The sequence below is a fragment of the Psychrobacter sp. WY6 genome (assembly GCF_018448495.1).
Lineage (GTDB): Bacteria > Pseudomonadota > Gammaproteobacteria > Pseudomonadales > Moraxellaceae > Psychrobacter.
This window is the reverse complement of the sequence record NZ_CP049902.1, coordinates 3,122,788-3,137,433: the sequence shown is the minus strand read 5'-3', so window position 1 is coordinate 3,137,433 and position 14,646 is coordinate 3,122,788. Positions and strand designations below refer to the sequence as shown.

At 43.5% G+C, this 14,646-nt stretch carries 6 protein-coding genes and 7 pseudogenes; 5 read left to right on the top strand and 8 right to left on the bottom strand.

Annotated elements, in window-relative coordinates; all coding sequences use genetic code 11:
* Nucleotides 1-444 precede the first annotated feature (444 nt).
* The 3 genes and pseudogenes from rplU (at nucleotide 445) to lolA (ending at nucleotide 2,237) form a co-directional block, all read left to right on the top strand.
* Nucleotides 445-749: pseudogene (rplU, locus tag G7Y90_RS15720) on the top strand (50S ribosomal protein L21).
* 91 nt (nucleotides 750-840) lie between these two features.
* Nucleotides 841-1,098: a 50S ribosomal protein L27 gene (gene rpmA / locus G7Y90_RS15715; RefSeq protein ID WP_055123782.1), complete on the top strand. Its 258-nt coding sequence runs from the start codon at nucleotides 841-843 to the stop codon at nucleotides 1,096-1,098.
* Nucleotides 1,099-1,550: 452 nt separating this feature from the next.
* Nucleotides 1,551-2,237, top strand: coding sequence for an outer membrane lipoprotein periplasmic chaperone LolA (gene lolA, locus G7Y90_RS15710; RefSeq protein WP_193008349.1), 687 nt, complete (start codon nucleotides 1,551-1,553; stop codon nucleotides 2,235-2,237).
* A 183-nt stretch (nucleotides 2,238-2,420) separates the two neighbouring features.
* Here lolA and scpB read toward each other — a convergent pair.
* The 8 genes and pseudogenes from scpB to mrdA form a co-directional block, all read right to left on the bottom strand.
* Nucleotides 2,421-2,965 (bottom strand): annotated as a pseudogene (gene scpB, locus G7Y90_RS15705) (SMC-Scp complex subunit ScpB).
* A 136-nt stretch (nucleotides 2,966-3,101) separates the two neighbouring features.
* Complete coding sequence (locus tag G7Y90_RS15700) at nucleotides 3,102-3,908, bottom strand: segregation and condensation protein A (RefSeq protein WP_226950294.1); 807 nt, start codon at nucleotides 3,906-3,908, stop codon at nucleotides 3,102-3,104.
* Nucleotides 3,909-4,058: 150 nt separating this feature from the next.
* A pseudogene (gene trpS / locus G7Y90_RS15695) lies at nucleotides 4,059-5,147 on the bottom strand (tryptophan--tRNA ligase).
* A gap of 148 nt (nucleotides 5,148-5,295) precedes the next feature.
* A pseudogene (locus tag G7Y90_RS15690) lies at nucleotides 5,296-6,278 on the bottom strand (LpxL/LpxP family acyltransferase).
* A 336-nt stretch (nucleotides 6,279-6,614) separates the two neighbouring features.
* Nucleotides 6,615-7,001, bottom strand: a complete 387-nt coding sequence (rpsI, locus tag G7Y90_RS15685) for a 30S ribosomal protein S9 (protein ID WP_045451158.1) — start codon at nucleotides 6,999-7,001, stop codon at nucleotides 6,615-6,617.
* Between the two features lie 10 nt (nucleotides 7,002-7,011).
* Entirely contained in the window at nucleotides 7,012-7,440 is a 429-nt protein-coding gene (gene rplM, locus G7Y90_RS15680; protein WP_045447009.1) for a 50S ribosomal protein L13, read from the bottom strand.
* Between the two features lie 210 nt (nucleotides 7,441-7,650).
* Entirely contained in the window at nucleotides 7,651-8,337 is a 687-nt protein-coding gene (gene rsmD / locus G7Y90_RS15675) for a 16S rRNA (guanine(966)-N(2))-methyltransferase RsmD (protein WP_284143758.1), read from the bottom strand.
* A 36-nt stretch (nucleotides 8,338-8,373) separates the two neighbouring features.
* Nucleotides 8,374-10,358 (bottom strand): annotated as a pseudogene (mrdA, locus tag G7Y90_RS15670) (penicillin-binding protein 2).
* A gap of 477 nt (nucleotides 10,359-10,835) precedes the next feature.
* Between mrdA and G7Y90_RS15665 the strand changes: the two are divergent.
* Together G7Y90_RS15665 and G7Y90_RS15660 are read left to right on the top strand one after the other, a co-directional pair.
* Nucleotides 10,836-12,140 (top strand): annotated as a pseudogene (locus G7Y90_RS15665) (hypothetical protein).
* Nucleotides 12,141-12,625: 485 nt separating this feature from the next.
* A pseudogene (locus tag G7Y90_RS15660) lies at nucleotides 12,626-14,636 on the top strand (heme lyase CcmF/NrfE family subunit).
* The last annotated feature ends 10 nt before the right edge of the window (nucleotides 14,637-14,646 follow it).

Sequence of the window (14,646 nt, the reverse complement as noted above, 5' to 3'; positions counted from 1 at the left end):
TTGTGGGTTAAAACGTGCCTAAAACATCGCGCCTATCTTTTGCATAAGATTTACTATATATAGAAATTGACATAAAAACTGTAAAAATTGGCTGAAATTTCACTAGAATTAATGGTCATTTATCGGTGACATTTAAGGTCGTTTAAGAGATGTATAAAAGGCTGTAAGTCGCTGATTATATAAGTTATAATAGCCGCTATTATATAGTGTTTTTTTGTTGGAGTAGCATCTTGGATGCGCTCTTAATCAGCAGTAGATATAATAAAAAGTGAGGTGGTTATTCGTGTAACTGCCTTACAAAAACCAGTTAAACAAGTGAGATAGACGGCTTGCTTTTATGAGCAAAAAGCCGTAAAATCTTGCCTTTAATTTTTCCCTGTCGTGTTCGTCGTAAAAGCGTTGGTATACATCAGCCACGGCACACGGGTTAAACGGAGTCATACAATGTACGCAGTAATCAAAACTGGTGGTAAACAGCACCGTGTAGTTGTCGATGAGTTGCTTAAAGTTGAACTACTAAAAGCAGAAACTGGCGCAACAATTAAATTCGAAGATGTGTGTGATTGATTGTTGACGGCGAGACTGATCGAGTAATCGTGAAGCGTTGAAGTGTTGAAGTTGAAGTGGTTGAACATGGTCGCGGCGAAAAAATTCGTATCGTTAAGCACAACCGTCGTAAGCATTATCACAAAGAGCAAGGTCACCGCCAATGGTATACCTTGTTAAAAATCAAAGCTATTAATGCCTAATTATCCACTTAGCAATTACTGCTAAATAGTGCACTAAATGCTTAAGAGTTATCGCATCAGCGATAAGTCAAATTAACAAGGAGATTTTCCCATGGCACATAAGAAAGCTGCCGGTTCAAGCCGTAATGGTCGTGATTCAAACCCAAAAATGCTAGGCGTTAAAATCTTTGGTGGCCAAGCTATCACAGCTGGTAACATCATCGTTCGTCAACGTGGTACAGAATTCCACGCAGGCGAAGGCGTTGGCATGGGTCGTGATCATACTTTATTTGCACTGAATGACGGTGTAGTAAAGTTTGCGACCAAAGGTAAGTTCAACCGTCGTTATGTAATGGTTGAAAGCGCATAATTGCCCATCTAGGTTATTTTAGTCAAAGACTAAAATAATCCGATGACTAAAAGCCTCTATTACCGTTTGGTAGTAGGGGCTTTTTTTTAGTTATTTTCGTAGGGGTTAAGGATGCTAAATTGGCTTTATGCTGCTAAACAATATTAGTAAATAACGTTAGAAAATAATGAATAGTCAAAAAACTCACCATCCATGCGGTTTATTATTGTGTAGCCACTTATGATCACAAAAATGCTCAAAAGAGTAGTTACAAGCGTGTATGGCAGCGGTAGTAAAGATTGCAAATCATGACTAGGCGTGTAATAAAAAAACTGGCACACTGTTGTCATTGTTTATAAGCACCCGTTTTATGGTTGCTAGATAAACATTTATGGAAAACAAAATTTTAATAAGATGTCTTATTTTAAAGCGACAATTTTTAAGCGATTATGCATTTTTAGAGAGGATTTATGATGACTTTATTAACCAACAAAACAACTTTAAAACAAAAAATGATGAACGGTGCTTTAGCTGGTGTATTAATGACATCGCTTGGTGTTGCAGCCCCGATGATGGTATTGACACAATCAGCTACTGCTGCACCAGCTGATAATTTGACCGCTGCCAAACGTTTAAACAAGCTGCTGACAAATACCAAAAGCATGACGGCTAACTTTAGCCAAACGACCAAAGGTGCCAACAGTGGTACTTTTACGGGTACGATGAGTGTACAACGCCCAAATAATTTCCGCTGGGAAACAAAGTCGCCATCACAGCAACTGATCGTCGCTAATGGTAACTCCATGTGGGTTTATGACAAGGATTTAGAGCAAGCGACCAAGCAAAACGTTGACAGCCAAGTTGGCAATACACCAGCACTGCTGTTATCAGGCGACCCAAGCCAAATTGACAAGAATTTTAAAATTACCCAGCCATATGACAATAAAAATTACTACGTGCTGTACCCAAAATCAGACAGTGCCAGCTTTAAGAGCTTATCAATGAGTTTTAGTGGTGGGAAGCCAGTAATGATGGTGCTAAATGACAGCCTTGGTCAAACCACTTCCATCAAATTCAGTAGTATCAAACTAAACCCAAGCATCAGTAGCAGTCAGTTTAAGTTTACGCCACCAAAAGGCGTTGATGTTATCAATCAATAATAGGCCGTTAGCAAGAGCCAATTATTAATGGCTAATCAACGGCTTTATTGATTAAATAAAAAAGACAGATCCTATGCGATCTGTTTTTTTTTGAATAAAGATTCTCTGGAGAATAATGCTAAATCTTTTCTATACTATGTTTTAATTGCTTAACGCTTTTTAAAGGCTTCACGCTCTAAAGGCTTAAGACATCGCTTTGATGGCGCTGATATCTGGCATCGGTGGTAACTCGCTCAACTCACTCAGTCCAAAGGCATCTAAAATTGTGGCGTGGTATGTAGCAATGCTGGGCGACCCAAGGTTTCCTTGTAGCCCTTCTCTTCAATCCAGCCTTTATCGAACAACTGACGCAGTATATTGCTCGATAGCGTGACACCGCGCACGTGCTCTATGTCGCTACGAGTCACTGGCTGCTTGTAAGCAATCACACTAAGCGTCTCAAGTAAGGCTTGGCTCAGGCGTTCTTGGCGCTGCGGGAAGACGCGTTGAATTAATGCACTATAGTTATTCGCGATTTGCAGTCGATAACCGCTGGCAGTTTCGTGCAAGCTTAGTACGCCCATATCCAAGCGCTGTCTTAGTAGCGCCAAAGCCTGTGTTAGCTCTTTAGCCGTTAAAGACAGGTGTTTTCTTAAGACAGTGGCGGTGAGGGGCGCTTCGGACGCATGTAATAGCACTTCGATATGCTTGCTTAAGTCTTCTAGATGCTGTCGCTGCTCATCGGTCAATGACAGTAAAGCGCTAGATAATGAGGGTGGTTTGTCATAATCTTGCTTGGTATTGTCAGTATCTGTCATTAGAAAGCGACTCTTTTTAAATAATAATGTGTATCGATATTTATAGGAATAGACAGGTCGATAATAACTATGCCAACCACTGTAACGTTAAGGGTTTAATATGACTGTCTTCAGCATCATTATTGTCAGTGGTAGGGTGACTTTCTAACTCAGTATTTACGATACCAACCAACTGTCGTTTTATCAGCTCTAGTATGGCGACGAAGCTGACAACCACACCTATTTTACCTTGTGTTTTATCTAGTAGCTCATAAAAAGAGTGCTCACCATCCGTACTGAGCTGTCGGCTAATACTGGCAATACGATCAGCAAGGGGAACAGCGTCGACTTTAATGGTATGCATTTGATAATCGGGCTGCAGTTGCATTTTAAATAAGCTGTCAATCAAAAGGTTTGGCGAATAGCTAGGTAATTCCGCATTCATGACGTCTTGACCGGGCATACTGACCATGGCTAAAAACACATCACGCTCAAGACGCACCAGATTATCTAAGCGTTGACTGGCTACTTTGATTTGCGCATATTCTTCAAGGCGCTCAATCAGTTCTGCTTTTGGATCACGCTCATCGCTCGGAGTTTCAGGTTTGGGCAGCAACAGCTCGGTTTTAATGGCAATCAACGTGGACGCCATCAACAGATAATCGCCTGCCAATTCAAAATGCTCGGTATCTAATTCGCTGATGTAAGCCAAATACTGCTCAGTTATGGGTAGTATCGGCATTTGGGTCAGATCAACATTATTTTTTTTGACCAAATATAATAAAAAGTCTAATGGTCCGGCAAACTGCTCAAGCCAAATGGCAAAGGCTTGCGGCGGCACATAGAGATCTTCTGGTAGATGTTGTACGGATGTCTGGTAAATGCGTAAAGACATATCATTGATAACTGAGCCGTCGTGCGCGCGCTTAATATCTAAAGAATCAGAGGCTTGAGGCACAGTTAAAAGAAGAGCGGCTTTTGGTAAAGCCGCTTGTTCATTTTTTAGCTCAGTCTGCACGCTTAGTATCCATCTTGGTTAACATAATCAAATGATTTTAAGTTTGGCAAGTGGACGGATACCAATGGCACGACGCGCTTTATCTAGTTGCTTACGGCTATGACGACGGGCTTTTTCTGCACCCATTTGTAAGATTTCTTCTAGCTCTTTTGGGTTAGCCATAAGATGCTCATAACGCGCGCGGAAGGGTGCTATTTCCGTATTTATTTTCTCAAACAGGGCTTGCTTGGCATCGCCCCAGCCAATACCAGCAGCAAACTGCGCGCGCATATCGGCAACTCAGCAGGGGTCGCAAAGGCTTTATAAATCTCAAAAATAGCCGAGTCGTCAGGGTCTTTTGGCTCAGCAGGTAATTGTGAGTTGGTCACAATTTTCATGATGGCCTTATGCATCTGCTTTTCGGCGCTAACTTGTGGATTAGAATCACCAAATAGCGGAATGGTGTTGCCATAGCTCTTACTCATCTTGCGACCATCCAAACCCGTTAGTAATGGGATATCGTCATCTACAACGGCAAATGGTAAGGTAAAGAGCGTTTTATAGCGATGATTAAAGGTACCAGCATATCACGTGCCATTTCAACATGCTGAATTTGGTCGCGACCGACAGGCACATGTGTGGCATTAAACATCAAGATATCTGCTGCCATGAGTACAGGGTAGCCAAACAATCCCATGTTGATACCTTGATCAGGATCGACGTCTTCTTTTTTCATATTAATATCAACAGCTGCTTTATAAGCATGAGCACGATTCATTAAACCTTTGGCACATGAGCAGTTCAAAATCCAAGCAAGCTCTGGTATTTCCGGCACATCTGATTGACGGTAAAAAGTGACGCGCTCAGGATCAAGTCCACAGGCAAGCCAAGTCGCTGCAATGGCTTTGGTCGATTCATGAATAATAGCAGGATCATAACAGCCGATAATGCCATGGTAATCTGCTAAAAAAAGAATGCTTCGTCATCACTGTTTTGGATAGACTGAATGGCTGGACGAATCGCGCCAACGTAATTTCCTAAATGTAAGGTACCCGTCGGTTTGATGCCCGTCAAAATACGCTTGGCTTGCGTTGAGTGATCAGGAGCTTGGTTGTCAGAAATATGAGTGTTATTCATGGTAAATCCATTATTTGGTTCATCAAGGTTTTATTTATAAAGTTTTGTTTTCAATGTAAATTCATTGTTATTTATATGTAGGTAATATAAAAAATATAAGCTGCAAAGTATAGCAAATTTTCTGGCGATCTTTCGTAGCAATACACGCTTACTTATAGATATCAGTACGACCATCAGGACCATTTTTGAAACGACGATGGAACCACATCCACTGAGTGGGATCAATACGAATCAACCCCTCTAGCAACTCATTGACTCGCATCGCATCAGCCAATTCATCGTTACTTGGATAGTTTTGAATTTCTGGGGTAATCGTTAGATGATAGTGCGGGCGTTTGCCTTTGGGTAAACTGTCTGGTGTCTGCCGGTAAGTATGCAGCGCCATTAATGCGGGTGGATGTGCCTTGTCGCCCAATTTTGCCATGCGCCGTGATGCTGTAATAGTCGCTGCTGGCACACCAAAGAATGGTGCCATGACGCCTTGTTTTAGACCATAATCTTGGTCAGGTGAGTACCAAATCACGTGACCGGCTTTAATTGATTCAACAAAACTGCGCATGTCACGACTGGCTATTTGCTTGCTAAGAATACTGGCACGACCATTATAAACAAACCAATCAAGTAGCGCGTTATTCTGCGGTCGATACATCCCATCCATCGGAAAAAATTGCGTACAGAGCATGCCGCCCAGATCATCGTATAATGAGCGCCCAGTAAAATAACAGGACGACCCTCATTCTGTGCATTGATAACGTGCTGTAATCCTGAAATTGAAACGGTACGAGTAAAAACATTTGGACGATACCAAGCGCATAAGGTTTCAAAAACACCAATGCCCTGATTGACAAAGACTTGTTTTGCCATCAATTCGCGCTCGACGTCTGGTTTTTCTGGAAAAGCCAGTTTCAAATTGATAAGCGTATCACGCCGACGTGAGCCTGCTATTTTATAGATAAGTATGCCCAGCTGACGTCCCAGCCAAAACTGCCATCGTAGCGGCAAATATATGATGGGTAAGATCATTGCTGCCAATAGCCAAATGCCCCAATATTTAGGCAACAAAAACTGCCATTGAAAAGGCTTTTTTTCTATGGGTGCTGTGCGCTTATGATTTTGGGTAATCGTTGGCATGCCAGCAGGTATCGTTGGGGACTTAGCAGGCTGCTGTGTACTTGGCAGTGGCAGGCTGCTTTTGGCAGATGGTTTGCTGGGGTCGTATTGTTCAGGCGCTTTCATAAAATTGTTACTAATAATGAAAAGTTATCATCATGATGGGGTAGTCAGCATTGCTTTGCAAGGTGGTTTACGCACAAAATCACGAGCAAATGCAAAAGTCATCAGCCATAAAAAAACCTTATAAGCTGCGAACAGCTTATAAGGTTTTGCAAATCTACTCTTTTCTTTAATATTATGACTGTCGCTCTGAGATAAAGACAACAGCCGCAAAAAGATAAGAGATAGCTTTGATTAACGTTTCGAGAATTGTGGACGTTTACGTGCTTTACGTAGACCCAATTTCTTACGTTCAACTTGACGTGAGTCACGAGTAACAAAGCCAGCTGCTTTTAGTGCAGGTTTGTTGGCTTCGTTTAGCTCAATCAATGCACGCGTGATGCCGTGACGGATTGCGCCAGCTTGACCACTAATACCGCCACCTTTTACAGTGATGTAAAGGTCATAAGCAGTAGGTGAGTCAAGTAATTCTAGAGGCTGACGAACAACCATACGTGAAGTTTCACGGCTAAAATACTCATCAAGTGGCTTACCGTTAACAACGATGCTACCAGTACCTTTAGCTAAAAAGACACGAGCAGTAGACGTCTTGCGGCGACCAGTTCCGTAATTGCGTTCCATAAGTATATCCTTAGATGTCTAGTTCTTTAGGTTGCTGTGCAGTATGTGGATGTTCAGTACCCGCATATAGCTTCAGCTTCTTGATCATCGCATAGCCAAGAGGGCCCTTTGGAAGCATACCCTTAACTGCTTTGTGTAGAACATCTTCAGGCTTATGTGCAAGCAACTTACTGAAGTTGGTTTCCTTGATACCACCTGGGTAGCCACTGTGACGATAGTATTTTTTATCTTGCGCTTTTTTACCCGTTACCGTGATTTTATCAGCATTGATGACAACAATGAAGTCACCAGTGTCAACGTGCGGCGTAAAAGAAGGCTTATGCTTGCCACGTAAGCGACTAGCGATTTGAGTGGCTAAGCGACCAAGGGTTTTGCCGTCAGCATCTACGACATACCAGTCATGGGTCACTTCAGCTGGTTTTGCACTAAGTGTTTTCATGATAAAACCTTAAAATTAGAATTCGTTGAGAGTTTAGCTGGGAACGGGGCTCTCAAAAAACAGACTGCACATTATAAGCAGTAGTGCCTACGCTTGCAAGCTGCATTGGGGTTTATTTTCGCCTTATATACATTAAACTGCAGCGTTGGCCAGTTTTTAGCGGTTCTAAACATTTGTAAAATTTGTTAATGGCAGGCATTAACCCGACAATTATGACGATGATAAACGATAAAGTCCAGCAACAACTTGTCCAACCTTGGTCTGTTTGACACATTCAAAGCGGATTATTTGCTGAATAGTACCTGATTGGATATCTGGATTTTTATTAAGCGTCTCTTCCAGTTGCTTCAATTGGCTCTCTAAATCTTTATCCGCTTCTAGATAAATCAGGGTTTCACTATCAATTAATGACTGGGTAATCAATGCCATTAAAATAGGTTGCCACAGATCTTGAGCATACGGTGGATCGATAAATACAATATTAAAAGGGCGCGGAACAATCTGCTCTTGCATCAATACTCTCTCTGCAGTGCCTTGGATAATTTGATGGGTATCAGTGCTCAGATGCAACTGTTCAGCACTTTGACGTAGCATATTACTTTGCGCAGGATTTATTTCGATAAAGGTGGTATGCGCGGCACCACGAGACAGTGCTTCAAAACCTAAGACACCGCTACCGGCACAGCTATCAAGCACATAAGCGCCATGAATATCAGGAAGTAGCCAGCTAAACAGCGTCTCTCGCAAGCGATCTGGGGTCGGACGTAGACCCTCTGCGTCGATAAACCGTACAACACGGCGTTTAAAACTGACCACAATGATCCGCACGTCGCCCGCAGCTATAGTTTTTGCTCTTATGATTGTTCCTATGCTCGCGCTGCTTATAGATTTTTTCATAATATTTATATGTACCGTATCTCGTTTAGCGTATTTTTACTCAGAGGTCGTAGTGGCCGTAGCTGCTTCCGCCTCTGCCTTTTCTTCTAGCGCTTTTTCTTCTTTTTCACGCTGGGCATCACGCATCAATTTTTCAAAAGCTTTTTGGCGTTTGATGACTTTTAGTTGATCAGCCGTTGGTGGCAAGATAGGGTCGTTTTTGCGCTGTAATATCCAGTAGTCAAATAGTGCGCGACCTATCGGTGCAGCGACTTTACTACCGCCCCGCCATCTTTTCGACCAATACGGCAAGCGCAATCTCAGGATTTTCTACGGGTGCAAAACCATTGAACCAAGCATGATCCCAGTGACGTTTGTCTATGGCAGATTTATCATAACGTTTGCCTTGCGCAATGGACTTGACTTGCGCAGTACCTGTTTTGCCCGCAATACGATAGCGCGGCGTATAAATCCCACGTCCAGTCCCCCTTTTGACTGTATCTTCCATCGCATCATGCATACGTAACCAGTCAGAGGGTTTGCCATTGTAGTCAATTTTACCATCTGGTTTAGTGATTACGTTAACTTGTGCTGCACCATCGCTACTTTTTAGTAGATGCGGAGTAATGTGATAGCCTTTATTCGCTGTCATGGCGGTTGCATTGGCAATCTGTAATGGTGTGGCTAAGAAATAACCCTGCCCGATACTGACTGAGATGGTTTCACCCGGCAACCAGCCTTTACCATAGGTGTCTTTTTTCCATTTCGGTGATGGCATAATTCCTGATTTTTCATTGGGCAAATCAATGCCTGTCGGCTCACCAAATCCAAAGCGTGTCATCCAATCGTGTAGGCGCTGGATGCCCATCTCATAGGCCAATTTATAATTAGGTATCCACCGACATCATAATTGATTTTTTAAGATCTACTGACCCGTGACCACCGCGCTTCCAGTCACGGAATCGATGTGAGTCTCCCGGTAAGCTAAAATAACCGGGATCATAGATAGTGGTTTCCCAATTACGCAGCCCATAATGAATGCCGCCTAAGCCTTCAAAAGGCTTAATAGTGGAGGCAGGAGGATACATCCCTTGTAGCGCACGATTATAGAGCGGCTGATCCAGATCTTCACGCAGATTGCCATAATCCTTAAAGGAGATGCCTGAGATAAAAGGGTTGGGGTCATAGCTTGGATTACTGACAAACGCCAATACATCGCCATTTTTTGGATCGATTGCCACGATAGCGCCGCGACGACCGTCTAGCTGCTGCTGGGCGACTTGCTGTAAGCCATAATCTAAGCTCAGCGTAATGTCATTACCAGCTACGGGTGGTTTAGTGTCTAATTGACGCAAAATATTGCCAAGAGCATCGGTTTCTACCGACTGATAACCCGGTTGCCCTAGCAATATATCCTCGTAATAATCTTCGATACCGATTTTACCGATAAGGTCAGTGCCAGCGTAGCGATCTTTGTCAATGCGTTTGGTTTCTTTATCATTGATACGCCCAACATAGCCGATGACGTGTGCAAATAGCTCGTCATAAGGGTATGAACGTGTCAGCTTGCTTTGAATGGTCACACCGCGAAAAAAGGGTTTGCGCTCACTAAACTGCGCCAATTGGGCATCGGTTAAGTCAATTTTGATGGTCACAGGATCGTTTTTGCTTTTACTCAGTCGCGCTAAAATATCGGTAATATTCTCATCTGTTAGCTCAAAAATAGGCGCAAGCAAATTTAGCGTACGCTCTGGATTTTCGACTTCATCAGGGCTTAACATGGCCGTAAATACGGGCTGGTTGTCTGCCAGTATGATCCCATTGCGATCATAAATATAGCCGCGGCTGGGCGGTGCAGAGATCAGCTTAATACGGTTATTGTCTGCTTGCGTCGTATACTTATCGTGCGCATAGACTTGCAGGTAACCATAACGCACGATCAAGCCGCTCAATCCAATAAATATCAGAATTCCAAGGATAATAATACGACTGGTGAAAACACGATTGACCTGTTCAGTATTGGGGGTTAGCGGTTTATTCATAGAAAGTAAGAGCCCAAACGGTCAGTGAGTCAATAAAAGAGAGTAAAAGGGCAGGGTCGTTCATCAAAGTGCGGCGAGCATAAAGGATAATAATAAGAATTTCAATTACATGGACTGATATGAGTTGAAATAATAATCCCTCAATCTATATACAGCGATGTGCGGTCATACAATCACAAATTATAACAGAACAAATGAGCCGCCGCAGTACACCGCCATTTATTTTGTGGTCGTTATTATCTAAAGCGCCTGTAGATGATATTAATATTGTTACTATCGAAAGTAATAGTAAAACGTGTCATCCCTAGTCACAACTTACCTAGGCTCGACGTGTGCTAATGAATGGCAAGTATGCTAAAATCAGGCGATTTATTTGATAATATTATCATGGGCAGAGCGGCTTTTTGTTAAGCGTTCTAATTTGCTAATCCTTTTTAATTAGCGACGACAATTAACCTGTCAGGGGCAAGATAAGTCATGGATGCAACTTCATTGTGGCAGACAATAGCTGAACACCCAGAGTTTTTTGCCATGCTGACTATTCCGCCTGTGACGCATTTGTCACAGGATACACGTGTGGATGGCTTAAAATGCTGTTCTATCCGATTAAGTTTCGGGGTATTCGTATTCCAACTTCCCGTTTTTTGGGTTGCCGGGTATTGGCTGGCAAGGTATCGTCCCACGAAGGCTGGCTATCAGGCGTTATCGTGGATCAAACGCTATCAAAGCTTGTTCGCTTGATGAGTTCTTTCAGGCGATGGAACCTGAGCAGATGGCGGTATTTATCACGGATACCGTGGACAAAAACCTGAAGCATTGATTGATGAAATTATGTTGGACCATTCGCCAGCGCTGTGGGGTAATCTGCCTTATGCGTTGAAGCGCCGTGTCTATGCTCAAGCGCATCAAGAGCTGCCCAATTCATGCAGTCTTTGGTGACTGACTTGACCCATACGTCGAAGACTTGGTGATATGCGCAAAATGATTGTTAAACGATGGAAGTGATCGTCGTTTAATGGTCAATATGTTTTTGAAGGTTGGTCAAAAAGAGATCGATTTTATTTGGCATATCAGTGCTTTGATTGGTTTGGTCTTCGGTATTATCCAAATGTTTATATTTTTGGTGGTGCCGCAGCATGGACAGTGCCGTTTTTTGCCGCTATTTGGGTTTTTTCCAATTGGATTGCTATTGGATGGTGTTTAATCCTGTAGCCGCGATTTATTCCTTATGTGAAGTTTTTTGCCGTCCAGAGTCGCTTTCCCTTTATTAGACCGCAATTACCACATATCGCCCGTACCGTTTGCAAGGCGGTTTTATGAAACGCCAAGAGGAGGTTTCTGAGGTTTTTGCTGAGATTGTCGTAAAAGATTTGGTGACGCTTGAGAACATGAATGAGATGATGTATGGCGACCGTGCTGCGCAAACGCGTGAGTTGATGAAGTCGCATTTATATAAAGTGCTAGAGTCGCCAGTGATTAGTACGACACTGCGCCTAGGCTTGGGTCGCCGCGAATATGGACAGCTAAAAACACCATCATTGATAAGTCAATTGTTGCGACAATGGTGCCATTGCGAGATCCTGAGCTCAATGAAAGCCGTGCCAGTAAATATTTGGGCTGTTTCGTGACCGTATTCGCGCGCTGACGCCAGATGAGTTTCAGAACTTATTACGTCCCGCTTTTCGTGAAGATGAAATGACATTAATCGTGTTGGGTGGTTTGACAGGGTTTTTAGCAGGCTGGTTGCATCTGGTCTTAGTGTTTTTTCCTGCGATTCAGTAATGACGCATTTTTTATGTCCATACACATCGCATACAGAGTGGATACAGAAACGTGACAAGTTGACGCTAATGTACCTTGCTGTAACGCCCTCAGCTGCAATGGCTAATGGCGCTTTTATAATAAATAATACTAGGGCGTGTTGAATATTCGACCATGGCACTGACAGAGACTATTTTTTAACCATGAAATGGTAAAAAAGAGTCCTGTCTCTTCGAGCTGATGTGAAAACTGCCTCCCAGATCTATATGAGCAGTGCGTTATAACCTAGTTAAGGCACGAGCATGTCGTTTTACGCTTTGTCTAGAACAGTTTTCGCAATCAGCAGTGCCTATTTGTGAATGTTTAATACGCCCTGATAAAGACCAGCAGTATAAATACTCGTAGTAACGATTACTGGATACTTTCGAATATCCTAAAAACCAATCCCTAAAATAAACAATGACCGTATTAAGGTAAACAAGGTTAGACCGTATGTTAATCACAGATTGGGTTATTTTGCCTTGCTAGCCGCCTTTATATTGGCGATTTTGCAGGTGGTATTACCAACCGTCGGTATCATGCGTGACCACGTTGCGTGGCAGCGTTTGGCACCAAGTCTGGCGTGGGCACAATTTGCTGCCATGATCACATCATTTGCCGCGCTGATGGCAGGCTTTTATTATAATGACTTCAGCCTAGTCTATGTCACTCAGCATTCTAATACGCTGTTGCCTTGGTATTATAAGCTGTCGGCAACTTGGGTGGTCATGAGGGTTCATTGCTGCTTTGGATGACCATCATGGCTACTTGGTGTGCGCTGGTCTCTTACTTTAGCCGTGGTTTGCCACTGTCTATGCGTGCGCGAGTGTTGGTAATTTTGGCTGGCGTGCAGATGATGATGCTCGCGATGCTGATTTTTACCTCGTCGCCATTTGATCGTACATTGCCAAACTTACCTGTTGATGGTGCGGATCTAAATCCTGTGCTACAAGATTTCGGTTTGATTATCCACCCACCGATGCTGTATATGGGTTATGTGGGTTTGGTCGTGCCGTTTGCCTTTTGTATGGCGGCATTGTGGGAAGGTCGTTTAGATGCAGTGTGGACACGCTGGTCGCGTCCGTGGGCATTGGCGGCTTGGGGCTTTTTGACCGTTGGTATCGCGCTTGGCTCATGGTGGGCCTATTACGAGCTTGGCTGGGGTGGTTGGTGGTTTTGGGATCCAGTAGAGAACGCTTCATTGATGCCATGGCTGGCTGGTACTGCGCTGTTACATTCGCTTGCCGTTACAGAAAAACGTGGTGTCTTTAAAGCATGGACGATTATGCTGGCGATTTTTGCTTTCGCACTCAGTCTATTGGGCACCTTTCTCGTGCGTTCTGGCGTTATTACCTCGGTGCATTCGTTTGCCGCTGACCCAACGCGTGGTCTGGTCATTCTAGTCATTCTCGGTGTGATCATCGGCGGTGGCTTGTTGATGTTTGCGGTACGTGGTTGGCGTTTAACGGTCGAAAGTCAGTATCAACTGATCTCACGCGAGTCATTTTTAGTCATTAACAACGTTATTATTTTGATTTCGACTTTGGTCGTATTACTCGGCACGCTGTATCCTATCATTGCTGACTCCTTTAATTTAGGTCAGGTGTCTGTCGGCCCTCCTTACTTTAAGCTATTTGTACCGCTAACGTGGCTGATATTAGTGGCAATGGGTATGGGCTCGAACATTCGCTGGAAAAAAGACAGCCGTCCGCTCTTGGGCGCTGGTATGGTCATTGCCGCCAGTAGTTTAGTGCTTGCGGCAGTTATCACGTATTTTGTGAGCCCGTCTGCGATGCTTAATATTGGCGTTACCTTGGCGGTCAGTTTTTGGGTACTGCTATGGATGGTGGTTGATTTCAAAGACAAAACCAAAAACGCACCCAATTTTGTTAAAGGGTTACGCCAGTTACGTCTGAGCTATTGGGGTCAACAGACTGCTCATATTGGTGTCATTATTGCCGTCATCGGCGTCGCATTTACCAGTACGTTAAGTATTGAACGTGATGTCGCGCTTGGACCAAACGATAGTGTTCATGTCCAAGGCTATGACTTTACCGTTAAAGGCTTTCGTGAAGTCAAGGCAGTAACTTTGATGCCACCCAAGCTGAGGTTGAAATCAGCAAAGATGGCCGTGCTGTGACTACTCTGTATCCTGAAAAACGTAATTACATCATTAGTATGATGCCAGTCACAGAAGCCGCGATTGATGCTAGCCTCATGCGTGATGTTTACGTGGCACTGGGCGAACCTATCGCCGAAGATAGCAATGAATGGGCAGTACGTATTTATGTGAAACCGCTTATCCGCTGGATATGGCTAGGCGCTCTGATTATGGCGTTTGGTGCAGTATTGAGTATTCTTGATCATCGGTATCGTATTAAGAAAACCAAGACACCTGCACAAATTGCGGCGAATAAAGCAGGCTTTACCACTGTCGCCGATTTGGATGCGTCAGCATTAAAGACAGGGGATAATTAATATGAGCACA